This is a genomic window from Thiosocius teredinicola (assembly GCF_002009425.1).
Classification (GTDB): Bacteria; Pseudomonadota; Gammaproteobacteria; order Chromatiales; family Chromatiaceae; genus Thiosocius; species Thiosocius teredinicola.
This window is the reverse complement of record NZ_CP019936.1, coordinates 219,010-242,025: the sequence shown is the minus strand read 5'-3', so window position 1 is coordinate 242,025 and position 23,016 is coordinate 219,010. Positions and strand designations below refer to the sequence as shown.

Below are 23,016 nucleotides of genomic sequence, written 5' to 3'. Positions count from 1 at the left end.
GAAAACCAACGCGCCGCTGTTTGTCTCGACCGCTGCACATATAATCAGCCCATGTCGACCGATCCTGCGCAAAACGATACGCCCAGCGTCATTCTGGTAACCGGCCTTTCCGGCTCCGGCAAGAGTATCGCCTTGCACGTTCTGGAAGACGTCGGTTACTACTGCATCGACAACCTGCCGGTCAGCCTGTTCGACGCCTTGGTGCGCGACATCACCGTCAACCCGACCAAGGCGCGCAGCCCGTTTGCCATCGGCATCGACGCGCGCAATCCAGGCACCGAGCTCGACCGCCTGCCCGGCATGATCAAGCGCCTGCGCGATCACGGCGTCGACTGCGAGGTGGTATTCCTCGATGCCGAAGATGCGATCCTGATTCAGCGCTTCAGTGAAACCCGCCGGCGACACCCGTTGACCGACGACGGTACCACCCTCGAGCAGGCGATCAAGCTCGAACGCGAGCTGCTCGAACCGTTGCTCGATCTGGCACGCCTGAAGATCGACACCTCGCGCACCACGCTACACGAGCTGCGCGAATTGATTCGTGCGCGCGTTGCCGAACGCGAAAGCGGCGAGATGTCGATCATGCTGCAGTCGTTCGGCTTCAAACACGGTGTGCCGCGCAATGCCGATTTCGTGTTCGACGCGCGCTGCCTGCCCAACCCGCATTGGCATCCGGACCTGCGGCCACTCACCGGCAAAGATGCCGAAGTCGCTGCGTTTCTCGGCGACGACCTGCAGGTCAAGAGCATGCTCAGCCACATCTGCGACTTCCTGACCCACTGGATTCCCTGTTTCGAACGCGAAGGCCGCAGCTATCTGACCGTTGCGGTCGGCTGCACCGGTGGACAGCATCGCTCTGTCTTCCTGATCGAGAACATCGCCAAGTTCCTCACTTCTCAGGGTCGCCAGGTCGTTACAAGCCATCGGGAACTGCCATGAGCGTCGGGGTCATGCTGATTACGCACCCCGGGGTCGGCACCGCGATCCTGCACATCGCGACGCGCATCATCGGCCGCACGACCGTACCGATCAAATGCCTCGAGGTGCCGCCGGACGCCGCGCTCGAACCGATGTGCGAACGCGCCAAGGCGATGCTGAAGGTGCTCAATCATGGCTCCGGGGTGCTGGTGCTGACCGATATTTACGGCGCGACGCCGCACAACATTGCCCAGCGGATCGCTTGCGACCAGTCGGACGCGGCCGTGCTGTCCGGCCTCAACCTGCCGATGCTGGTGCGGGTTTTCAACTATCCGATGGACAATCTGGACACGCTGACCAGCAAGGCGGCAGAGGGCGGAACGCGCGGCATCATGAGCTGCCCGGTAAAAACGCATAACAAGTCACAGGAATCGCTTTGATGCTTTCGCGCGAAATCACCATCATCAACAAACTCGGCCTTCACGCTCGTGCGGCAGCCAAGTTGGTGAACATCGCCAACGGTTTCGGCGCCGAGGTCATGATCGAGAAGAACGGCCAACGAGTGAACGGCAAAAGCATCATGGGCGTCATGATGCTGGCAGCAAGTTGCGGTACGGTGCTGCAGATCAACGTCAACGGCGAGGGGGAAAACGAAGCCATGCAGGCCTTGGTCGAGCTGATAGACAACAAATTCGGTGAGGCCGAATGACGATTGCCTGTGCCGGCATCGGGGTCGGCGCGGTCGCCAACATCGCCGTCGGCGACGCCTTTCTGCTATGCCGCGGCCCTGTCTGCATTACGCCCAGCTGGGTTGCGACCGAGCGGGTCGACACCGAGGTAAGACGCTTCGAACAGGCTATCGAGGTCGCCGGCCAGCAACTGCGCGACGTCAAGGCGCAGATCCCGCGCGAGACGCCGTCGGAGATCGCCGAGTTCATCGATACCCACCTGCTGATGCTCGAAGACAAGGCGCTGTCATCGCAGCCTATCCAGCTGATCCGCAATGAAGGCCTGAGTGCAGAATGGGCATTGCAGCAACATCGTGATGCGCTGGTGCGGGTGTTCGAGAAGATGGAGGACACCTATCTGCGCACACGCTGCGACGATCTCGATCATGTCGTGAATCGGATCATGGCGATTCTGCTCGAACACCATGGCGAACAGTTCGACGACCTCAAAGATCAGATCGTACTCGCCGAAGACCTGGCGCCGGCGGATGTCATCCTGATGAAGAATCAGGGGATCGCCGGATTCGTGACCGACTATGGCGGGCCGACCTCGCACACCGCGATCCTGGCACGCAGCCTCGGCATCCCGGCGGTGGTCGGCACCCGTGGTGCCACCAGCTGTCTGCAGCATGGCGAACGCCTGGTGCTCGATGCGCACAGCGGCATCGTGCTGGCCGAGTGCGACGCCGATATGCTCGCGCATTTCGAAAACCGACGTCTCGCCGATCTGTCGCGTATCGATGAGTTGCGTCGACGCAGCACCGAGGCGACGGTGACCGATGACGGCGTTGTATTGCAGCTTTTCGCGAACATCGAACTGGCCGACGATGTAGGCGCCGCACAGAGCAACGGCGCGCAGGGTGTCGGCCTGTATCGCACCGAGTTCTTGTACATGAACCGGCAGACGCCGCCGAGCGAGGAAGAGCACTTCGAGGCCTATCGCGCGGTGGTCGACGGCTTGCAAGGCAAACCGGTCACCATTCGCACACTCGACCTGGGTGCGGACAAGCAGCCGGGCGGCCCGCCGCTGACACCCGTGTCGTCGAACCCGGCGCTCGGATTGCGTGCCATCCGCTTGTGCCTGAAAGAGCCCGAGCTGTTCTACCCGCAGATTCGCGCAATTCTGCGGGCTTCCGCGTTCGGCCCGGTGCGCATCCTGCTGCCCATGCTCACAAGCATCTGGGAGATCGAGCAGGCCGAGCGGCTGATCGCCCAGGCGATGCATCACCTCGATACCGAAGGCGTCGCCTACGATCGCGATATCCCCATCGGCGGCATGATCGAAGTCCCCGCGGCGGCACTGCACGCGCGCGCCTTTGCCGAACGCCTCGATTTTCTGTCGATCGGCACCAACGACCTGATCCAATACACGCTGGCGATCGACCGCGTCGATGACGAACTCAACTACCTCTACGATCCGGCGCATCCCGCCGTGCTGCGCCTGATCGCCGCCGTAATCACCGCCGGCCAGAAAGCCGGCGTGCCGGTCAGCATGTGCGGTGAGATGGCCAGCGATGCGCGTTATATCCCGCTGCTGGTCGGCATGGGGCTGCGTGAATTCAGCATGCAGCCGGCCGCCTTGCTGGATGCGCGTGACCGCGTGCAGAACCTCAACGCCGGCGATCTCACCGAGCGCGTTTGCCGGCTGTTCGACAACCTCGATCAAGTCGACGGCATCGACGTATTGACCCAATTGCTGAACGGCTGATCGCGCGTACCGCGTCTCTTCCACAACCGGGTTGCCCTACGGATAGTGCGGTAACGTTCAACCACGCCCCATCCGACACGCCCTGCTGCTACACTCAGCGGCAACTCACGAACACGACGCAGTAGTTACCCGATGAGCGCCCAAGCGGAAACCAGCGAAGATTCCCGCCTGCTGAGGTTGCAGGATATCCTCGCATCCGGTGCCGTACGCGAGGCCGCCCGTCTGCTGCGCAGTCTCGCGCCGGCAGAGATCGCTCACCTGCTCGAAGCCCTGCCGCCGGCGGAACGCGAGATCATCTGGAACCTGGTCGACGAAGAACACGACGGCCAGATCCTGCTATTGGTTACCGACGAGGTGCGCGCTTCGCTGATCCGCCACATGGATCCCGAAGAGCTGCTGGCAGCGACGGCCAACCTCGACCTCGACGACCTGGCCGACCTCGTCCAGCAGATGCCGTCGGCGATCACCGCTGAGGTCATGAACGCGCTCGACGACCAGCGCCGCCATCGCCTCGAAGCCGTGTTGTCTTTTTCCGAAGACACGGCCGGCGGCCTGATGAATACCGATACGGTGACCGTCAGGCCCGAGGTTACGTTGGACGTGGTTTTACGCTACCTGCGTCGCCTCGGCGACGGCGTACCACGCGACACCGACAAACTGTTCGTCGTCAATCGCGATGATGAATATCTCGGCGTGCTGCAATTGTCCCAACTGGTCTCACGCGACCCGGAGGACACCGTCGCCGAGGCGATGAGTCTCGACATGCAGGCGCTGCGCGCGGACATGTCGAGTTCCGAAGTGGCCCGCCGCTTCGAGGCACACGACATTCTGTCAGCGCCGGTCATCAATGAAGACGGCCGGTTGCTGGGCCGTATCACCGTCGACGACGTCATCGACGTTATCCGTGAAGAAGGCGAGCACCAGTTCATGGGGCGCGCCGGTCTGTCCGAAGAGGAAGACATGTTCGCGCCGGTGCTGGCCAGCACCCGGCGGCGTGCCGTGTGGCTCGGCATCAACCTGGCGACCGCGTTTCTCGCCTCATGGGTGATCGGCCAGTTCGAAGAGACCTTGTCCAAGATCGTTGCCTTGGCCGTGTTGATGCCGATCGTCGCCAGCATGGGCGGCATCGCCGGCAGTCAGACATTGACGCTCGCGATCCGCGGTATCGCGCTCGGCCAGCTCAGCAGAAGCAATGCGCGCGCCCTGCTACTCAAAGAACTGGCCGTAGGTACGCTCAACAGCCTGATCTGGGCGGTGGTGGTCGCGGTGATTGCAGGGGTTTGGTTTCAGAACAGCGAAATCGCCGTTCTGATCGGCGTCGCGATCACGATCAACCTACTGTTCGCGGCCGTTACCGGCTCACTGTTACCCCTCCTGCTGGAGAAAGTGGGGATCGATCCGGCGCTGGCCGGCTCGGTGTTGCTGACCACGGTGACCGACGTCGTCGGCTTCCTGTCATTCCTCGGGCTGGCGTCGCTGTTTCTGTTATGACATCGGCCCGCTGCATCTACCGTGAGGAAAATGCAGACACCCACCTCGAGATCTGGGAAGAAGGCGATCGCCGCAGCCTGTGGTTCGACGACATTATTCTGCAGTCGGAGATCCACATCCACGACCCGGCGGTACTGCCGAATCCGGTCAACCAATCCATGCTCGCCCACCTTATGTTCGGCCAACCGATGCAACGGGCCATGCTCGCCGGTTGCGGCGGCGGGGCGATTGCGCGTTGGTTTCATGCGCGCGCGCCGGAGGTCGCGGGCGACGCCATCGAACTGTCGCCCACGGTGGCGCGCCTGGCGCGCGAGTACTTCGACTTTCCGCCCGCCACCAGCCGCTGGCGGTTGTTGATCGAAGATGTGCGCGAGCACCTGGTGCACTCGGATGCACGGTATGACTACATCCTGGTCGACCTCGAGGAAAACCAGACCACGCCCAACTGGACCACCGAGTTCGATTTTCTCAACGGCTGTCGCTCGCACCTGACGGCAACCGGCACGCTGACGCTCAACCTGATCATGGACGACGAGAAGAAGATCAGTGAATCGCTGTACCGCGTACGCCAGGTATTCGGTGCCAACGTTCTGCTGTTGAGCAATCCGAATCACGACAACCTGCTGGTTTTGGCGTTCGCCGGCAGGCAGCCCGCGACGCCCAGCACGGGCGACCTTGTCCGGCACGGGCAGCGTTGGGGTATCGACTTTGCCACGCTGGCCAATCGTATAACCCGATTGACCGACCCCTCGGCTTGAGCCGCGCTGAGACTATGACGATTCGGGCTCGGCCGGCTGTCGTTGAAACGTGGTTGCCTTGCATTTCGGGCATGGCGGGATATGCCCGGTCTTTTCAAAATGCAGCTGTTCGCCGCACTGGGTGCATTGAAGCACCCCCGGGGCGGTGATTTCACCGGTGCGATAGACGCTCGCCTGGCGCGCCTGCTCGGCAAAGCCTTTCAAAGCGGCACTGGTTTGATCCGCCATACCGGCAAACATGTCGAGCATCCGACTCTGCATCAGCTGCCAGTCGAAACGCAGCCAGTCGCGTAGGCCCTGACCAGTATCCGCGATGAAGCTCGCTGCCTCGTGGAGGTCGCGCTCGACATAATTGGATACCTTTTCCGCCTCTTCGCGAGTGAGCTCTTCGAGCTCGACGGCCTTGTCACGTGCACTCGACAGCGCTTCGCGCAACCAGGGCACGGTCTTCTTTTCTGCCGTGTCGGCGGCCTCGTGAACGCGCGCGAGCATCGCCTCATACGCATCGACCATTCGGTCGACGGCATCTCTTTGCTTGTCGCTCATGATCGCTACTCCTCGGGCTTGTTGATCTAACTAGATTCTAACTCGCCCGAGGAGAACTGGCGGGGTGGCGTTACGCCAAAAACCGGACTATGCGACCTCGCGCATGTCGCCGGTCACGTCGCGCACCGCGGGATACAGGTGCTCGGTTTCGTCCTGAATCCGTTCAAGCACCATGTCGAACATCTCCTGGGTGTCGCGCATGAAGGCTTCGTACTCTTTGATGACCAGACGCTTGCTGCGCATCTTGCACCAACGCTTGAGGTAGGCCGAGAAGATCCGGTTGATCTCGCGCGAGCCGCCCATAAAACGATTGGCCAGATTGCTCATCCTCTGGTCGCCGGCACCGAGCAACTTCGAATACATCGCGCTGTCGGTAACGGCCATATGTTCTTTGACCGCGTTGACATAGTTGAAGAACAGGTCACAAGTCACATCGGAATCGCACAACGAGCGATCGCCGAGAAGGTGCTGCAGGATATTCGTCAGTTCCGTGATCTTATGATTTTGCTGGTGCAACTGCTGATAACTAACCATGGTGTCATCTCCTTGCATCCGCCGGGTGGTGGTGGGGTGGGAATAAACGGGAAAAAGCCCTGAAAGTACTATGGATAAAAACACCTCTCGCTGACAATTGCGAATTGCGGAGTTTTTAATCCAGCGCAAATACCGCTCTTGTGTCTAAGCATAGCCAGCACGCAGCGCATTGTTGTGACATCGGCCAGATCGCGCCATAGCGGCGGCTGCGGTATGCTTCCCCGATTGCCTTCCCCTTGACCAGACCACCATGGACCCGCAGTACAAACCAGAACAGATCGAGAACGCCGCTCAGCAATATTGGCAGGACAACGCCTCGTTCAAGGCATCCGAGGACCTTGACCGGGAGAAATTCTATTGCCTGTCGATGTTCCCGTATCCGAGCGGCAAACTGCACATGGGACACGTTCGCAACTACACGATCGGTGACGTGATATCGCGCTACCAACGGATGCAGGGCAAGAACGTGCTGCAACCGATGGGATGGGACGCCTTTGGTCTTCCGGCCGAGAATGCCGCTATCAAGCGCGGCAAACCGCCGGCCGAGTGGACCTACGCCAACATCGAGTACATGAAAGGCCAGTTGCAGCGCCTCGGCTTCGGTTACGACTGGGACCGCGAACTGGCGACCTGCAGCCCAGACTACTACCGCTGGGAACAGTGGCTGTTCACACGCCTGGTCGAAAAAGGTCTGGCCTACCGCAAGACCGCCACGGTCAACTGGGATCCGGTCGACCAGACGGTGCTGGCCAATGAACAGGTTATCGACGGCAAAGGTTGGCGTTCGGGCGCCCCGGTCGAGAAACGCGACATCGAGCAATGGTTCATCCGCATCACCGACTACGCGCAGGAACTGCTGGACGATCTCGACAAACTGCCCGGCTGGCCCGAACAGGTCGTCACGATGCAGCGCAATTGGATCGGCCGTTCGGTCGGCATCGAGATGCAGTTCGGCATCGAGGAACGCGACGACTCACTGGCCATCTACACCACCCGTCCCGATACGCTCATGGGTGTCACCTACGTCGCCGTTGCCGCCGAGCACCCGTTGGCGCTCGAAGCCGCCGAAGCCAACCCCGAGTTACGTGCCTTCATCGATGAATGCCGCCAGGGCGGCGTCAGCGAGGCCGAGCTCGAGACGATGGAAAAGAAGGGTATGCCGCTCGGCATCATGGCGACCCATCCGGTCAGCGGCGAGCCCGTGCCGGTGTTTGCTGCGAACTTCGTGTTGATGACCTATGGCACCGGCGCCGTCATGGCGGTTCCGGCGCACGACCAGCGCGACTGGGAGTTCGCCGAGAAATACGGCATTGCAAAGAAGCAGGTGATATTCACCGCCGACGGTCACGATTGCAGCATCGACGATGCAGCGTTCGTCGAAAAAGGCGTGCTGGCCAACTCGGAGCCGTTCAACGGCCTGACCTCGGCCGCCGCCTTTGACGCCATCGCCGCCTGGCTCGAGCAACACCACAAAGGTAGCCGCAAGGTGAACTTCCGGCTGCGCGATTGGGGTGTTTCGCGTCAGCGCTATTGGGGCTGCCCGATACCGATCGTGCACAAGGCCGATGGCGCGGTCGAACCCGCGGCCGAGTTTCCGGTACGACTGCCCGAAGACGTGCTGGTCGACGGATCCGGATCGCCGCTCAAACGTATGCCCGAGTTCTACGATCTGGGCGACGGCGAGCAGCGCGAGACCGATACCTTCGATACCTTCTTCGAATCCAGCTGGTATTACGCCCGCTATTGTTGCCCCGACGCCGACCAGTCGATGCTGGACGAGCGCGCCAAGTACTGGCTGCCGGTGGATCAATACGTCGGCGGCATCGAGCACGCGATTCTGCACCTATTGTACGCGCGCTTCTTCAACAAGCTGATGCGCGACACACCGGACACCGTGGTCACCCGGGCCGGCAGCGGGCTCGACACCTTGGACGACAAGCCGTTCCCCGACGAGCCGTTTACCCGTCTGCTCACCCAGGGCATGGTGGTCGCCGAAACCTACTATCGCGAGAACCCGGATGGCTCCAAAGAGTGGTTCAATCCGGCAGATGTCGAGGTCGACCGCGATGAAAAGGGCCGGACAACTCGCGCTGTCTTGAAGTCCGACGGCCAGGCGGTAACACCTGGCGGCATCGAGAAGATGTCCAAATCCAAGAACAATGGCGTCGACCCACAGCTGCTGATCGATCGCTACGGTGCCGACACGGTGCGGCTGTACACCATGTTTACCGCCCCACCCGACCAGTCGTTGGAATGGTCGGACGAAGGCGTTGAAGGCGCCCACCGGTTCCTCAAACGACTGTGGACACTGGGCGCCCGCCTGGCGGCGACGACGGTCGACGATGCCGGCAACCCGACTGCCTGTGCAGACGCCCGACGCGAAATTCACAGCGCCCTGCAAAAGGCGCTGTTCGACTATGAGCGACAGCAGTACAACACAGTCGTCTCCGGCTGCATGACTATCGTCAACGCATTGAACAAACTGGACGACAGTCGCGACGCAACCGCGTTGCTGCGTGAAGGCATGAGCATCACGCTTCGCCTGCTTGCCCCGATAGCACCACACATCACGCATTTCCTGTGGCAGACGCTCGAATTCGGCGATGACATCCAGTGCTCGTCCTGGCCACAGGTCGATGAATCCGCGTTGGTCTCCGCCACGACCGAGTATGTCGTGCAGGTAAACGGTAAGATGCGCGGCAAGGTCGAGGTAAGCGCCGATGCCGACAAAGCAGCCGTCGAGAAGGCGGCCGTCGACAACCCCAATGTACAGCGCTTCATCGACGGGCTGACGATTCGCAAGGTGATCGTGGTGCCCAACAAACTCATCAATATCGTCGCTAACTGAAGATATCGCGCATGACACTCGTCCTCCGCATAACAGCCTTGCTGTTGGCAGCAAGCTTTCTTCTGACCGGCTGTGGCTTTCAGCCTCGGGGTCAGGCACATCCGATCGATGGCATTCCCGGTCCGATATACATCGCCGGTGTTCAACCCTATTCGGATATCTACCGCGAACTGAAAAAGCAGCTGGACATCGCCGGTGTTGCCATCGCGCCGGATGCGCAAAGCAGCCAGACCACGCTGCGAATCATCAGGTGGAAGCGCGACCGACGCGTGTTATCGCTGAACAGCCGCAACAAGGTCGTCGAATACGAGATGGAAGAAACCGTGCGTTTCTCGCTGCGTAATCCTGATGGCGGGGAACGCGTTCCGCCGCAGCTGATCCGCGTGGTACGCATTCAGTTCAATCCGCAAGATGCCATATTGGGCTCGGAACGCGAAGGCGAATTATTGCGCGAAGACATGCTGCGTGAACTGGTCGAACGCATGCTCGGACGGCTCGCAGCCCAGAGCTGACGTTGCGTCTGTACGCCGACAAACTCGCAGGGGCTTTGCAACGCGAGCTGTTGCCGGTCTACGTCGTCAGCGGCGACGAACCTTTGCAGCATGGCGAGAGTTGCGATGCGATCCGTGCGGCGGCACGCGACGGCGGCTATTCGACGCGCGAGGTGCTGGAGGTCGGCACCGGCTTCGACTGGCAGCAACTACTTGCTGAAGCGGCGGCATTCTCGTTGTTCGCCGACAAAAAGATCATCGATTTGCGCATTCCCTCCGGGAAGCCCGGCGCCGAGGGCAGCAAGGCGCTGGCAACCTACTGCGATAACCCGCCGCCCGACACCTTGCTTCTGGTCAGCCTGCCGAAGATCGACAGACAGCAGCAGAACAGCAAATGGTTCAAGGCGCTGGACGCGCTTGGCGGCGTGGTGCAGGTTTGGCCGATCGAACCGTCGCGCCTGCCGGCCTGGGTTGAACAACGCCTACGCTCTATCGGTATCGACGCCACGCCCGACGCTATCCGCCTGCTGGCCGACCGGGTCGAAGGCAATCTGCTGGCCGCGCGCCAAGAGATCGAAAAACTGCTGCTGTTACACGGCAAAGGCCAACTCGATGCCGACCAACTGATGGCCGCCGTCGCCGACAGCGCGCGGTATGACGTATTCGAATTGGTGGACAGCGCGTTGCGCGGAGAAGGCGAACGCTGTGTTCACATCCTCGACGGCTTGCGCGCCGAGGCGGTTGCCGCACCGGTGGTGTTGTGGGCTGTGCATCGTGAACTGCATACGCTGGCGCAGATCTCGGCCGATGTCGCGAAGGGTCTCAGCGCCGATCACGCCATCAGCAGGGCGAAGGTATTCAGCAAGCGCGTTGGCCTGGTGCGTCAGGGGCTGCCGCGTCATCGCACAGCTGGCTGGCTGGATCTGCTTGACCAGTGCCACACGGTCGATCGCGCGATCAAGGGGCTTTCGGCGCAGCAACCCTGGTTACTGCTCGAACAGATCCTCCTGGCGATGTGCGGCAAGTCACCGACACCCGCCGCACGCCTCACCGGCTGACACGCGTCAGCTTGCCTCTTCCATCGGCAGCGGTGGCGGAAAGTAAGTCTTTGCCATGCTGCTGTGTAGCGTGATGATGCCGCGCTGCAGGTCATCGATGAAATCATGCAGGCCTTTCTGGTTGAGTGACGCCACATCGGTCCGGTTCAGCTTACGCTTCAGAGAACGAATGCTGCGCAGCGCCCTGCCGTTGTTGGCGAGCTCACCAATCCCCTCGTCCACCGCATCGAGGCAGTGCATGAACGAGCGCGGGAACATTGAGTGACGAAACAGGAAATCCAGCACCTCAGACCGGCTTACCCGAATCGCGACATGTCGCCGGTATGCCTGGTAGCCGGACAGCGAGCGCAGCACGCTGATCCATTGCAGCGTATCGAGTGAACGCGACTCAAGGAGGTCATCGGCGAACAGATCGGTCGAGCGCACGTCGATGATGCGCGTCGTCATGTCCGCGCGTTCCAGGTTGCGGCCGATGCGGGCGAATTCCCAGGCCTCGTCGCGGTACATCACCGACCCGAACAAGCCGGTAAGCTGTTGCGATCCGGTGATGATCCCGTCGAGAAAATGATCGCGCCCGCCTTTGGTCAGACCGGACTGAACGTTTTCCTTGGCGAACAGGTAGAGTTCGTTGAGACCTTCCCACGCCGAACGCGGCAGAATCTCTCGCACCGTACGACAGTTCTCTCTGGCTGCCGCGAGCGACCGCAGGATCGAACCGGGATTGTTCGTGTCGCCGATCAGGAAGCGCACGACATTGCGTTCGTTGGCTTCGCGCTCGACCGCGCTCCAGTAATAGCGCAGCCCGGTGATATCGACCAACGGCTCCCAGCCGGGCGTAATCCCGCTCGGTGTGTCGAGCACCAGATGCGAGTTGACGCGCACCAAGCGCGCAGTGTTTTCCGCGCGTTCGACATAGCGCGCCAGCCAGTAGATGTTTTCAGCTACACGAGAGAGCATGCTGCCTCCGATTACGATCCGCTTTCAACGATCCAGGTATCTTTGGATCCACCGCCCTGCGAGGAATTGACGACCAAAGAGCCTTTGCGTAACGCCACGCGCGTGAGCCCACCGGTGGTTACCGACGGCGTGCGTCCGCTCAGAATGAACGGCCGCAGGTCGACGTGCCGGGGCTCGAGCGTCTCGCCTACCACCGTCGGGACGGTCGAGATGCCGAGCGTCGGTTGGGCGATATAGTTGCGCGGGTTGCGCTTGATCAGCTTCTGGAATTCTCTGCGTTCGGCCTTGGTCGACCGTGGGCCGATCAACATGCCATAACCACCGGATTCGTTGGCCGGCTTGATGACCAACTCCTCGATATGCTCCAGCACGTACTCACGCTCTTCTGGGTACATACAGCGGTAGGTCGGCACGTTGGGGATGCCCGGTTCTTCGTCCAGGTAGTAGCGAATAATCTCGGGCACGAAGGCGTACACGACCTTGTCATCCGCCACACCGGCCCCCGGGGCATTGGCCAGGCCGACATTGCCGGCCTTCCAGGCGCGCATCAATCCGGGTACGCCAAGAATCGAATCGTCGCGGAACACCTCGGGATCGATGAACTCGTCGTCGATGCGCCGATAGATTACGTCAACCCGCTGCGCGCCGGACACGGTACGCATGTAGACACAGTCGTCTTTGTCGACGAACAGGTCACGGCCCTCGACCAGCTCGGCTCCCATCTCCATCGCGAGATAGGCGTGCTCGAAGTAGGCCGAGTTGTAGATACCCGGCGTCAACACAGCGACCTTTGGCCGCTTCAACTGACGTGAGGTAAGGCAAGTCAGCGTCTCGTACAACTGGGTGGGGTAATCGCCGACCGGCAAGGGATTGTAGGAATCGAAGAGCTCAGGAAAAACCCGCTTGGTCACCAGGCGGTTCTCGAGCATGTACGACACGCCCGACGGAACCCTGAGGTTGTCTTCGAGCACATAGATCGTGCCCTTGTCATCGCGCACCAGATCCGAGCCACAGATGTGCGCCCAGATCCCGTGCGGTGGATTCACACCGATACACTGCGGACGGAAGTTTTTCGAATCCGCCAGCACCTCTTTGGGAAACACGCCGTCCTTGATGATCTTCTGGTCGTGATACAGATCGTCGATGAACATATTCAGCGCCTTCACGCGCTGCTTCAGTCCAGCCTCGACGATGTCCCACTCCGCCTTGTCGATCACCCGCGGCACGATGTCGAACGGCCAACTTCGGTCGATCATGCCGTCGTTTTCGCTGTACACCGTGAAGGTGATGCCCATCTCTTTGATGGCCATATCGGCCGCTGCCTGGCGCGCTGCCAGTTCTTCACTGTCCATCTTACGGAACAGACCGATCAGTTCCTTCGCAATCGGCCTCGCCCGGTTCTTACCTGCCATCATCTCGTCGAAGAAGGGGCCCGGGTCGTAGTCTTTGAGTTCTATGGGCATCGTTGCATCCTTTTCGGTATGCGCTGTGGTTGTTCTAGCTCTTGTTCGAGAACCTCAGATCCAAGGTATAGGGATGATCGCACTGCGGAGCCTCGTTCGGGGCCGTGACGTTACCGGCGGTGTGACCGACAGGCCAAAACCGTGCCAGCCTGCGCGATTCAGCCTCGTAGGCGTTGACCGGCAACGTTTCGTAGTTGCGCCCACCTGGGTGTGACACATAGTACGTGCAACCGCCAAGCGATCTATCCGACCAGGTATCGAGAATATCGAACACCAATGGTGCATGTATTGGAATTGTAGGATGTAATCCGGAAGGTGGGTTCCAGGCTTTATATCGGACGCCCGCAACAAACTCGGCACGTTCGCCTGTGCACCGCAATGGGACGCGGCGTCCGTTGCATGTGACAACATGGCGCGTATCCGTCATGCCACGTGCCTTGATCTGCAAACGCTCGACCGATGAATCAACGAAGCGCGCAGTCCCCTGCCCGGTCACCTCTTCGCCGAGCACATGCCATGGCTCGATCGCGAAGCGCAGTTCCAGCTCGATGTCATCGACGTTGATCGTGCCGTAACGCGGGAAACGGAATTCGACAAACGGCTCGAACCAGCTGTCGTCGACCGGGTAACCCCAGCGCTGCAGATCGGCGACCACATCATTCATATCGCGCTCGACGTAATGCGGCAGCATAAAGCGGTCGTGCAGTTCGGTACCCCAGGTCACCAGCTCCTTGTCATACGGCTGCTTCCAGAAACGCGACACGAGTGAGCGCAGCAGCAGGCTTTGCACCATCGCCATGCGCGAATGCGGCGGCATCTCGAACCCGCGGAACTCAACCAGACCCAAACGCCCGGTCGATGAATCCGGCGAATACAGTTTGTCGATACAGAACTCCGAGCGGTGCGTGTTGCCGGTCATGTCGGCCAACAGGTTGCGCAACACGCGGTCGACCAGCCACGGCGCAGGCACCTCGCCCGGTGGAAGCTGCTGCATGGCGATGTTCAATTCATACAGACTGTCGTCACGCGCCTCATCGACGCGCGGCGCCTGCGAGGTGGGGCCGATGAACATACCGGAGAACAGGTACGACAGCGACGGATGGTTCTGCCAATAGCGCACCAAGCTGCCGAGTACCTGCGGGTTACGCAGTATCGGGCTGTCCGCCGGGCTCGGGCCGCCCAGTGTCACGTGGTTGCCGCCGCCGGTACCGGTATGCCGCCCATCCAACATGAACTTTTCGGTACCCAGTCGCGACAGGCGCGCCTCTTCGTAGAGGATCTCGTTGTTCTCCACCATCTCCTTCCAGCTATGCGCAGGATGGACGTTGACCTCGATAACACCCGGATCGGGCGTCACCGAAAAACGCTTGAGGCGTGGATCATGCGGTGCAGGATAACCCTCGAGCACAACCGGCTGCCCAAGTTCACGCGCGGTATCCTCGATGCCGGTGACCAGCTCCAGCCAGTGCGCCACGTCGCCGATCGGCGGCATAAACACATGCAGATTGCCGTCGCGCGGTTCGAACGCCATCGCGGTGCGCACGAAGTGCTTGCCCTGATGCTCGGCGTCGGCCAACGACTGCTCACTCAAACCATGGGTCTGGTAGTTGGACGGCGGATAACCCTCGGTGAACTCGGCGTAACGCTCGGCCACATCGCCCGGACCGCGACTGCGCCCGGCACCCGGCAATGCACCGCGCGGTGCAAACGGATCGGTGAACAGCAACGGCTGGCGCAGTTCCGGTTTCTCCCAGACCAATGCATCGAGCGGTAGACGGAGACCCATCGGGGAATCGCCGGGCAACAAGAACATGTGGCCGCGGCGGAAAGACCATCGCGAGCTGGTCCATCGGTCTGCATCGTGATCCCAGCCGAGCGGCAAAGCGTAGCCGACGGTCTGATCCAGTCCGCGCTCGAACAGCCGACGCAGGCGCGCGCGTTCGAGCTTGTCCGACAGCTTGCTGTCCAGCACGTCGACGTTCTCCGGCAACGTGCCTTCCTTCCACAGGTAGTACAGCACGTCTTCGAAACCGGCTTCGACGTTGCCGGCCGACACACCGAGACGCTTGGCCAATGTCTGGGCAAACCGCTGCGCACTGCTTGCATCGGCATTGCCCGGCGATGTCGGATCGGTGAGCAACGACGAATCTTCCCAAACCGGCGTGCCGTCTTCGCGCCACAGGCAGGACAAGGCCCAGCGCGGCAGCGGCTCGCCCGGGTACCATTTGCCCTGACCGTGATGCAACGCGCCGCCCGGTGAAAAACGCTTCCACAGACGGCGCAGCAACACCTCCGCACGTTCGCGCTTGTGCGGCCCGAGGGCTGCGGTGTTCCACTCGGCGCCGTCCATATCGTCGATCGAAACGAATGTGGGCTCGCCACCCATGGTCAGGCGCACATCGTTCGCCGTCAGCTCGGCATCGACACGTTCGCCCAGCGCCATGACGGCCGCCCATTGTTCATCCGAATACGGCAAGGTGACGCGCGGGTCTTCATGGATGCGCTTAACCTCGTTGAGAAACTTGAACTCGACCTCACACTTGTCGGTCGCCCCCGTGACCGCAGCGGCACTGACATAGTCCGGCGTGCAGGCGAGCGGGATATGCCCTTCACCGGCGAACAGGCCCGAGGTCGGATCCAGGCCGATCCAGCCTGCACCGGGTACGTAGACCTCGGCCCAGGCATGCAGGTCGGTGAAATCCTCGGTGGGTCCGGACGGGCCATCGAGTGACTCCTGGTCGGGTGCGAGCTGCACGAGGTAGCCCGACACAAAACGCGCAGCCAAGCCGAGGTGACGCAGTATCTGCACCAGCAGCCAGGCACTGTCACGGCACGACCCTTTGGCCCGCCCCAGCGTTTCTTCGCAGGTCTGGACTCCGGGTTCCATGCGGATGACATAGCCGATGTCTTTCTGCAGCCGCTGGTTGAGCTCCACGAGGAAGGTCACGATGTGCACCGACTCGCGCGACACCGACTGCAGCCACTCGCTCAGCCGCGGCCCCGATTCGGTGCATTCAAAATAGGGTTTGAGTTCCTTATGCAGCTGCTTCGGGTACTCGAACGGAAAATGCTCGGCGAACTCCTCGACAAAGAAATCGAACGGGTTGATCGTGACCATCTCGACCACGAGCCCGACATCGATCACCATTTTGCGGGTCTTTTCAGGGAACACGTAGCGCGCGGCGAAGTTGCCGAACGGATCCTGCTGCCAGTTGAGGAAGTACTCCTCCGGCTCGACCTTCAGCGAATACTCATGGATCGGCGTTCGCGTGTGCGGTGCGGGACGCAGGCGAATCAGGTGCGGCGAAAGCGCCACGCTTCGATCGAACAGGTACTCGGTTCTATGGCGTATCGCCACCCGGATCGACATGTCACCACCTCGGCCAAACAACGGCCTGCAAAGGAAAAAGCCGTCATCAGCTTAGCAGAGCAGAAGGCCGCTGAGACACGAAAAAAAGACTTCCATCACCGCGGCGTTTCATCCGATACTATTACACTCTGCAACCTTCGGTTGGATCCTCCCATGACTTACTGTGTCGGTCTCAGCCTCGACGATGGCTTGGTATTCGCATCTGACTCGCGCACCAACGCGGGCGTTGACTATGTGACTACCTACAGCAAGATGCACGTGTTCACGCCTTCGCCGGATCGCCTATTCGTGATCCTGTCGGCCGGCAACCTCGCGACCACGCAGGAAGTCATCAATCACATCCAGCGCGACCTCGACTACCCGTCGGGCGGGCCCAACCTGGCGAATGTCCGCTACCTGTTCGAGGCCGCCGAGTATGTGGGCGCGGTCAGCCTGTCGGTGCAGAAAGAACACAACATGGCGCTGTCTCAGTCAGGCGTCAGCGGCGAAACCACCTTGCTGATCGGCGGCCAGATCGCAGGACAGCCGCACGGCCTGATGCTGATTTATCCGCAGGGCAACTACATCACCTCGTCGCCCGAAACGCCCTACCTGCAGATCGGCGAAAGCAAATACGGCAAGCCGGCGCTCGACCGCATCGTGCATCCGGGCCTTTCCCTGAATCAGGGTGCACGGCTGGCGCTGGTCTCGCTCGACGCCACCACCCGATCGAACATCACGGTCGGACCGCCGTTCGAAGTCGCCACCTACGAGAAAGACAGCCTGGTGCTCGGTTGTCGCTGTCGCTTCGATGCCGACGACCAGTACCTGATCGCCCTGCGTGACGCCTGGAACAACGGCATCCAGGAAGGTTTCCGCAACCTGCCGAAGTTCTCGTGGGAGCAACCGGCGAAGAAAGCCGCGCAGGCCGCGAACAAAGAGCCCGCGCCGACCGGACCGGTACCGGTTCCCAACACCTGAGCCGAACCCCGGCTCCCCAAGCGGCTTGCCAACCGGCCCCGGCCGCGGCGCTCCCTGGCCGCCGCGGCTTTTGCTAGTATGAGGAGTTCCCGTACTACCTCAGCCGACGTCGCCATGACCCAAGCCGCACAGATCCAGATCGACGACATTGCCAGCTATATGCAGGACACCGGTGCGCGTGCTCGCACCGCGTCACGCGTCCTGGCCGCCGCGGAAACCGCCGCCAAGAACGCCGCTCTGCTGGCTATCGCCGACACTCTCGACCGACAGCGCGCCACGCTGATTGCCGAGAACCGCAAGGACCTCGACGCCGGCGCCGCGAAAGGCCTCGATGCTGCGCTGCTCGACCGTCTGGAACTCAACGAAGCACGCATCGACTCGATGATCGAAGGCGTGCGCCAGATTGCCGCGCTGCCGGATCCGATCGGTGAGATGTTCGATATGAAATATCGCCCCAGCGGTATCCAGGTCGGCCGCATGCGGGTGCCGTTGGGCGTCGTCGGGATCATCTACGAGTCGCGGCCGAACGTGACGGCCGACGCGGCGGCGTTGTGTCTGAAATCGGGCAACGCGACCGTCTTGCGCGGCGGCTCTGAAGCGTTTCATTCCAATCAGGCGATCGCCGCCGCGATTCACGCTGCACTCGAAAGCGCGGGCCTGCCTGCCGATGCCGTGCAGGTCATCGCCACGACCGACCGCACCGCCGTCGACCTGATGGTTACCATGCCGGAATCCATCGATGTAATTATTCCGCGTGGCGGCAAAGGCCTGATCGAGCGCATCTCGGCTGCCGCACGTGTACCGGTCATCAAACATCTCGACGGCATCTGTCACGTCTATGTCGATGACGAAGCTGACCCCAAAAAAGCCTTCGACGTCGCGCTGAATGCCAAGACCCAGCGCTACGGCACCTGCAACACGATGGAAACGCTGTTGGTCAACGATACTATCGCCGCCGACTTTCTGCCGGAGATTGCTGCGGCATACCTCGAGAAAGGCGTTGAACTGCGCGGTTGCGACAAGACTTGCGCACTGCTGGGCGATCGCTGCTCGCCCGCCAAGCCGCAAGACTGGGACGAGGAGTATCTCGCCCCCATCCTGTCGATCCGAGTGGTCGACGATCTCGACGGCGCGATCGACCACATCACACGCCACGGCTCGATGCATACCGAGAGCATCATCACTGAGAACATCACCAAGGCGCGCCGTTTCCTGCGCGAGGTCGATGCCAGCTCGGTCATGGTCAACGCATCGACGCGCTTCGCCGACGGCTTCGAATACGGCCTGGGTGCGGAGATCGGGATATCGACCGACAAGTTCCACGCGCGCGGACCGGTCGGCCTCGAAGGGCTCACCTCGGTGAAATACGTGGTGCTCGGTGACGGCCACATCCGGCAGTAAGCCGTTCTTCTCGGCGACGCCGGAACGATCTTCGAAGCGAGCTCCATGTGCTGACGGGCACTGAGTTCGCCGACGGAGAGAAACCATGATCGGCGTATTCGGCGGCACCTTCGATCCAGTTCATCTCGGGCATCTGCGCATTGCGCTGGATGCCCTGGAGCAGCTCCCTCTGGAGCAAGTACGCCTGATACCTCTGGCGCAGGCCGTGCACCGTGACCAACCCGGCACACCTGCGGCATTTCGCCTGCAGATGCTGAAGGTCGCCACCGAAGGGCGCAGCGATCTGGTCGCCGATGACCGGGAGATTCTCCGCAGCGGTCCGTCGTACACGATCGATACACTGCGGTCGCTGCGCGCCGATTTCCCCGACCAGGGTCTGTGCCTGCTGCTCGGCGGCGATGCATTCGGCGCGTTCGATACCTGGCGTGACCCGCAAGGCATCCTGGCGATCGCCAACATCGCGGTGCTGCAACGCCCGGGGCATTTGCCGCATACCAATCCAGCCGTCAGGCAGATGTTGGACGACAGGCAAACCGAGCGCCTGGTGGCCGGAGTAACCGGGCAGGTCGTATTCTGTCCCGTCACTCAGCTCGAGATCTCGTCGAGCGACATTCGTGACCGCCTGCGTGGCGGCCGGAGTATCGACTACCTCGTGCCCGACAGGGTCCGCGATATGATTCTCGAGCGAGCACTTTACGCCTGAATAATCAGTCACCTACATGTCGAACATCGGGCTGACGGGAGCGCCGACGAGGCGAATCGGGGTGCAGTCCCCGGTAGTTGGTTTATCATTCACCATTAGCAGCTTTTTTCGGAATCCCGCATGCAGGTAGAAGAACTCCGCGATCTTGTCGTCAAAACGCTAGAAGATATGAAGGCCTTCGACATCGCCACGATCGATGTTCGCGGCAAAACCAGCATTACCGATTACTTCGTTATTGCCTCCGGCACCTCAGACAGACACGTCAAATCGACCGCCGAATCGGTCGCATTCCAAGCCAAACAGGCGGGCCAGCCTCCCATCGGCACCGAGGGCCTGCAGGAAGGCGAATGGGCGCTGATCGACCTGAACGGCGTGGTGGTTCACGTGATGCAACCCAAGGTGCGCGATTTCTATCAGTTGGAACGCCTGTGGAACCTCGATCCGGTCATGGCCGAGAAGGTCAGCAAGGAGCGCGGCGGCTGATCACAATCGCCGACGTCCGGTTTGAACGGACTGACTCTGATAACCCATGCAGATCCATTTGATCGCCATCGGCGAAAAGATGCCGGCGTGGGTGCAGCAGGGTTATCAAGAATACGCAAAACGCCTTCCCGCTGAATGCCGCCTGAAGCTGGTCGAGATCCCGGCCGGCAAGCGCGGCAAGAACGCCGACATCGAACGCATCATGCGCGACGAAACCGACCGCCTGCTCAACGCGATACCCAAAGGGGCACGCGTTGTTGCGCTTGAGGTCGGCGGCCGCAACTGGTCGACCGAGCAGCTCGCCGAGCAACTCGGTGATTGGATGCAGTCGGGTCAGGATGTCGCCCTGCTGGTCGGCGGACCTGACGGTATGACCGAACGCGCCCGTTCCGCAGCAGATCAGCTATGGTCGCTGTCGGCCCTGACCCTGCCCCATCCACTGGTGCGCATCGTGCTGGCCGAGCAGCTCTATCGGGCGTGGAGCGTGCTGCGCAATCACCCCTACCATCGTGCGTGACAAGTCCACAGCCGACCCGATGATCATCCTCGCCTCGCAATCCCCGCGGCGCGCCGAACTGCTGTCGCAGATGGGCGTGGCATTCCGCACCGCACCGGCGGACATCGACGAGCGGGTATTGCCGGGCGAATCACCGACTGACTATGTACAGCGCATCGCCACCGCCAAGGCGCAGGCCGTCCACGCGCTGCATGCCGATATGCCGGTGATCGGCTCGGATACCGCCGTGGTTGTCGACGCGCAAATACTCGGCAAACCGGGCGGACGTGACGACGCCGTGCGCATGTTGCTCGCGCTGTCCGGCCGCAGCCATCAGGTGATGACGGGCGTGGCCATCTGCCACGAGAACATCGACTACCGGCTCAGCGTCAGCAGCGTGACCTTTCGCACGATCAGCCAAAGGGAAGCCTTTGCCTACTGGGACACCGGCGAACCCGCCGATAAAGCCGGCGGCTACGCGGTACAGGGGTTGGCGGCGGCGTTCATCGAGCGCATCGAAGGCAGCTACTCAGGCATTATGGGATTGCCGTTATTCGAGACCATGCAATTACTCAACTCGGTAGGGGTTCGCGGCCGCCTCGGCGTGTAAACTCTTCTTATGAGTGAAGAAATCCTGATCAACGTTACGCCGCCGGAAACCCGCGTGGCCGTTATCGAAAACGGCGTTGTTCAGGAGATCATCGTCGAACGCACGGCCAAGCGCGGCATCGTCGGCAACATCTACAAGGGCAAGGTATGCCGGGTACTGCCCGGCATGCAGGCGGCCTTCGTCGACGCCGGCCTGGAACGCGCAGCGTTTCTGCATGCATCGGACATACACGCCGAGAACGGCGACAAGTCCGATCAGATCACCGACCTCGTACGCGAAGGTGCCGAGGTGATCGTGCAGGTCGTCAAAGATCCTCTGGGCACCAAGGGCGCCCGCCTCACGACCAACATCTCGATTCCTTCGCGCTACATGGTGTTCATGCCAAACGTAAGCAACGTCGGCGTATCGCAGAAGATCGAAGACGAAAGCGAGCGCTCCCGCCTGCGCGAAGTACTGACGCAGTACGCCGAGGCCAACCAGGTCAACGCCGGTTTCATCGCGCGCACCGCTGCCGAAGGCATCTCTGAAGAGGCGCTGCACAAAGACATGCGCTTTCTGACCCGGCTGTGGGTGTCCATCCAAGAGCGAGCGGCAGCCGTGCCGGCCAAGGAGATGATCCACGAAGACCTGCCGTTGGCGCTGCGTGCATTGCGCGACCTGATCAACCCGGAGGTCGAAAAGATTCGCATCGACTCGCGTTCCACCTGGGAAAAGGCGCAACTGTTCGCCAGCAAGTACATCCCGGATCAGCGCGCATCGATCGAGTACTACCCGGGCGAACGCCCGATCTTCGATCTCTATGGCGTTGAAGACGAGATCGTCAAGGCGCTCGAACGCAAGGTCGACCTAAAGTCGGGCGGCCACCTGGTTATCGATCAGACCGAGGCGATGACCACCATTGACGTCAATACCGGTGCCTTCGTCGGCCACCGCACGCTCGAAGAGACGATCTTTAAGACCAACCTCGAGGCGGCGCAGGCGATCTGCCGTCAGCTAAGGCTGCGCAACCTCGGCGGCATCATCATTATCGACTTCATCGACATGACCGACGATGAACACAAGCGCCAGGTGATGCGCGCACTCGAACGCTGCCTCGCGCGCGATCATGCCAAGACGCATATCTCCGAGGTCTCATCGCTCGGCCTGGTCGAGATGACCCGCAAGCGCACGCGCGAGTCGTTGGAACATGTGCTGTGCGAGAGCTGTCCTACCTGTGGTGGTCGCGGCACGTTGAAAACCGCCGAGACAACCTGTTTCGACATATTCCGCGACATACTCCGCGAATGGCGTCAGTTCGACGTGGAACAATTGCTGGTTCTCGCGTCGCAGGAGGTCGTCGACCGCTTACTGGACGAAGAATCGCAGAACCTCGCGGAGCTGGAACAGTTCATCGGCCGACCCATCAAACTGCAGGCCGAAGCACTGTATAACCAGGAACAATACGACGTCGTACTGATTTGATAGACGCAGCACGGCGACCGGGACGTTAAGGA

At 61.2% G+C, this 23,016-nt stretch carries 21 protein-coding genes; 16 read left to right on the top strand and 5 right to left on the bottom strand.

The window, feature by feature from the left end; translation table 11 throughout:
• The first annotated feature begins 51 nt into the window (after positions 1–51).
• The 6 genes from rapZ to B1781_RS01070 all read left to right on the top strand — a co-directional run bounded on the left by rapZ (position 52) and on the right by B1781_RS01070 (position 5,603).
• On the top strand, positions 52–939 hold the full coding sequence (gene rapZ / locus B1781_RS01095) for an RNase adapter RapZ (protein ID WP_078117915.1): 888 nt from the start codon (positions 52–54) through the stop codon (positions 937–939).
• Positions 936–1,358, top strand: coding sequence for a PTS sugar transporter subunit IIA (locus tag B1781_RS01090; RefSeq protein WP_078117914.1), 423 nt, complete (start codon positions 936–938; stop codon positions 1,356–1,358). The genes rapZ and B1781_RS01090 overlap by 4 nt, the downstream gene beginning before the upstream one ends.
• A complete protein-coding gene (locus B1781_RS01085; protein WP_078117913.1) occupies positions 1,358–1,627 on the top strand; it encodes an HPr family phosphocarrier protein in 270 nt (89 codons plus the stop codon). The genes B1781_RS01090 and B1781_RS01085 overlap by 1 nt, the downstream gene beginning before the upstream one ends.
• Complete coding sequence (gene ptsP, locus B1781_RS01080; RefSeq protein ID WP_078117912.1) at positions 1,624–3,354, top strand: phosphoenolpyruvate--protein phosphotransferase; 1,731 nt, start codon at positions 1,624–1,626, stop codon at positions 3,352–3,354. The genes B1781_RS01085 and ptsP overlap by 4 nt, the downstream gene beginning before the upstream one ends.
• A 132-nt stretch (positions 3,355–3,486) precedes the next feature.
• Positions 3,487–4,845, top strand: coding sequence for a magnesium transporter (gene mgtE / locus B1781_RS01075; RefSeq protein ID WP_078117911.1), 1,359 nt, complete (start codon positions 3,487–3,489; stop codon positions 4,843–4,845).
• Entirely contained in the window at positions 4,842–5,603 is a 762-nt protein-coding gene (locus B1781_RS01070) for a fused MFS/spermidine synthase (RefSeq protein ID WP_078117910.1), read from the top strand. Before mgtE ends, B1781_RS01070 begins: the two co-directional genes overlap by 4 nt.
• Before the next feature lie 12 nt (positions 5,604–5,615).
• On the opposite strand, the gene B1781_RS01065 is transcribed toward B1781_RS01070, so the two are convergent.
• Together B1781_RS01065 and B1781_RS01060 are read right to left on the bottom strand one after the other, a co-directional pair.
• Positions 5,616–6,149: a zinc ribbon-containing protein gene (locus tag B1781_RS01065; protein WP_078117909.1), complete on the bottom strand. Its 534-nt coding sequence runs from the start codon at positions 6,147–6,149 to the stop codon at positions 5,616–5,618.
• Positions 6,150–6,236: 87 nt separating this feature from the next.
• Positions 6,237–6,683 (bottom strand): hypothetical protein, encoded by a 447-nt coding sequence (locus tag B1781_RS01060; RefSeq protein WP_078121862.1) that lies wholly within the window; start codon positions 6,681–6,683, stop codon positions 6,237–6,239.
• A 250-nt stretch (positions 6,684–6,933) separates the two neighbouring features.
• Here B1781_RS01060 and leuS point away from each other — a divergent pair, with 250 nt between their 5' ends.
• Genes leuS through holA form a run of 3 tightly spaced genes read left to right on the top strand, consistent with a single transcriptional unit; the run spans position 6,934 to position 11,080 of the window.
• Positions 6,934–9,531, top strand: coding sequence for a leucine--tRNA ligase (gene leuS, locus B1781_RS01055; RefSeq protein WP_078117908.1), 2,598 nt, complete (start codon positions 6,934–6,936; stop codon positions 9,529–9,531).
• Positions 9,532–9,542: 11 nt separating this feature from the next.
• Positions 9,543–10,043, top strand: coding sequence for an LPS-assembly lipoprotein LptE (locus tag B1781_RS01050; protein ID WP_078117907.1), 501 nt, complete (start codon positions 9,543–9,545; stop codon positions 10,041–10,043).
• A gap of 2 nt (positions 10,044–10,045) precedes the next feature.
• Positions 10,046–11,080 (top strand): DNA polymerase III subunit delta, encoded by a 1,035-nt coding sequence (gene holA, locus B1781_RS01045; protein WP_078117906.1) that lies wholly within the window; start codon positions 10,046–10,048, stop codon positions 11,078–11,080.
• A gap of 6 nt (positions 11,081–11,086) precedes the next feature.
• Here holA and B1781_RS01040 read toward each other — a convergent pair whose 3' ends face one another.
• The 3 genes from B1781_RS01040 to B1781_RS01030 are packed head-to-tail and all read right to left on the bottom strand — an operon-like array spanning position 11,087 to position 16,870.
• Positions 11,087–12,037 (bottom strand): alpha-E domain-containing protein, encoded by a 951-nt coding sequence (locus B1781_RS01040; protein ID WP_078117905.1) that lies wholly within the window; start codon positions 12,035–12,037, stop codon positions 11,087–11,089.
• 11 nt (positions 12,038–12,048) lie between these two features.
• Positions 12,049–13,500: a circularly permuted type 2 ATP-grasp protein gene (locus B1781_RS01035; protein ID WP_078117904.1), complete on the bottom strand. Its 1,452-nt coding sequence runs from the start codon at positions 13,498–13,500 to the stop codon at positions 12,049–12,051.
• Positions 13,501–13,534: 34 nt separating this feature from the next.
• Entirely contained in the window at positions 13,535–16,870 is a 3,336-nt protein-coding gene (locus B1781_RS01030) for a transglutaminase family protein (RefSeq protein ID WP_078117903.1), read from the bottom strand.
• A gap of 153 nt (positions 16,871–17,023) precedes the next feature.
• On the opposite strand from B1781_RS01030, the gene B1781_RS01025 reads away from it, so the two are divergent.
• The 7 genes from B1781_RS01025 (at position 17,024) to rng (ending at position 22,984) form a co-directional block, all read left to right on the top strand.
• Positions 17,024–17,830, top strand: coding sequence for a 20S proteasome subunit A/B (locus B1781_RS01025; protein WP_078117902.1), 807 nt, complete (start codon positions 17,024–17,026; stop codon positions 17,828–17,830).
• A gap of 114 nt (positions 17,831–17,944) precedes the next feature.
• Complete coding sequence (locus B1781_RS01020) at positions 17,945–19,231, top strand: glutamate-5-semialdehyde dehydrogenase (protein ID WP_334223840.1); 1,287 nt, start codon at positions 17,945–17,947, stop codon at positions 19,229–19,231.
• An 85-nt stretch (positions 19,232–19,316) separates the two neighbouring features.
• Positions 19,317–19,934: a nicotinate-nucleotide adenylyltransferase gene (gene nadD, locus B1781_RS01015; protein WP_078117900.1), complete on the top strand. Its 618-nt coding sequence runs from the start codon at positions 19,317–19,319 to the stop codon at positions 19,932–19,934.
• A gap of 120 nt (positions 19,935–20,054) precedes the next feature.
• A complete protein-coding gene (gene rsfS / locus B1781_RS01010; RefSeq protein ID WP_078117899.1) occupies positions 20,055–20,417 on the top strand; it encodes a ribosome silencing factor in 363 nt (120 codons plus the stop codon).
• A gap of 46 nt (positions 20,418–20,463) precedes the next feature.
• A complete protein-coding gene (gene rlmH, locus B1781_RS01005; RefSeq protein WP_078117898.1) occupies positions 20,464–20,934 on the top strand; it encodes a 23S rRNA (pseudouridine(1915)-N(3))-methyltransferase RlmH in 471 nt (156 codons plus the stop codon).
• The gene (locus tag B1781_RS01000; protein WP_334223839.1) at positions 20,927–21,523 is read left to right on the top strand and encodes a Maf family protein; all 597 of its coding nucleotides are present in this window, start codon (positions 20,927–20,929) and stop codon (positions 21,521–21,523) included. Before rlmH ends, B1781_RS01000 begins: the two co-directional genes overlap by 8 nt.
• A gap of 9 nt (positions 21,524–21,532) precedes the next feature.
• Positions 21,533–22,984: a ribonuclease G gene (rng, locus tag B1781_RS00995; protein ID WP_078117897.1), complete on the top strand. Its 1,452-nt coding sequence runs from the start codon at positions 21,533–21,535 to the stop codon at positions 22,982–22,984.
• Positions 22,985–23,016: the final 32 nt, after the last annotated feature.

Coding starts and splice junctions, on each gene's coding strand:
- rapZ (WP_078117915.1), top strand. CDS start 52: ATGTCGACCGATCCTGCGCAAAACGATACGCCCAGCGTCATTCTGGTA.
- B1781_RS01090 (WP_078117914.1), top strand. CDS start 936: ATGAGCGTCGGGGTCATGCTGATTACGCACCCCGGGGTCGGCACCGCG.
- B1781_RS01085 (WP_078117913.1), top strand. CDS start 1,358: ATGCTTTCGCGCGAAATCACCATCATCAACAAACTCGGCCTTCACGCT.
- ptsP (WP_078117912.1), top strand. CDS start 1,624: ATGACGATTGCCTGTGCCGGCATCGGGGTCGGCGCGGTCGCCAACATC.
- mgtE (WP_078117911.1), top strand. CDS start 3,487: ATGAGCGCCCAAGCGGAAACCAGCGAAGATTCCCGCCTGCTGAGGTTG.
- B1781_RS01070 (WP_078117910.1), top strand. CDS start 4,842: ATGACATCGGCCCGCTGCATCTACCGTGAGGAAAATGCAGACACCCAC.
- B1781_RS01065 (WP_078117909.1), bottom strand. CDS start 6,149: ATGAGCGACAAGCAAAGAGATGCCGTCGACCGAATGGTCGATGCGTAT.
- B1781_RS01060 (WP_078121862.1), bottom strand. CDS start 6,683: ATGGTTAGTTATCAGCAGTTGCACCAGCAAAATCATAAGATCACGGAA.
- leuS (WP_078117908.1), top strand. CDS start 6,934: ATGGACCCGCAGTACAAACCAGAACAGATCGAGAACGCCGCTCAGCAA.
- B1781_RS01050 (WP_078117907.1), top strand. CDS start 9,543: ATGACACTCGTCCTCCGCATAACAGCCTTGCTGTTGGCAGCAAGCTTT.
- B1781_RS01040 (WP_078117905.1), bottom strand. CDS start 12,037: ATGCTCTCTCGTGTAGCTGAAAACATCTACTGGCTGGCGCGCTATGTC.
- B1781_RS01035 (WP_078117904.1), bottom strand. CDS start 13,500: ATGCCCATAGAACTCAAAGACTACGACCCGGGCCCCTTCTTCGACGAG.
- B1781_RS01030 (WP_078117903.1), bottom strand. CDS start 16,870: ATGTCGATCCGGGTGGCGATACGCCATAGAACCGAGTACCTGTTCGAT.
- B1781_RS01025 (WP_078117902.1), top strand. CDS start 17,024: ATGACTTACTGTGTCGGTCTCAGCCTCGACGATGGCTTGGTATTCGCA.
- B1781_RS01020 (WP_334223840.1), top strand. CDS start 17,945: ATGACCCAAGCCGCACAGATCCAGATCGACGACATTGCCAGCTATATG.
- nadD (WP_078117900.1), top strand. CDS start 19,317: ATGATCGGCGTATTCGGCGGCACCTTCGATCCAGTTCATCTCGGGCAT.
- rsfS (WP_078117899.1), top strand. CDS start 20,055: ATGCAGGTAGAAGAACTCCGCGATCTTGTCGTCAAAACGCTAGAAGAT.
- rlmH (WP_078117898.1), top strand. CDS start 20,464: ATGCAGATCCATTTGATCGCCATCGGCGAAAAGATGCCGGCGTGGGTG.
- rng (WP_078117897.1), top strand. CDS start 21,533: ATGAGTGAAGAAATCCTGATCAACGTTACGCCGCCGGAAACCCGCGTG.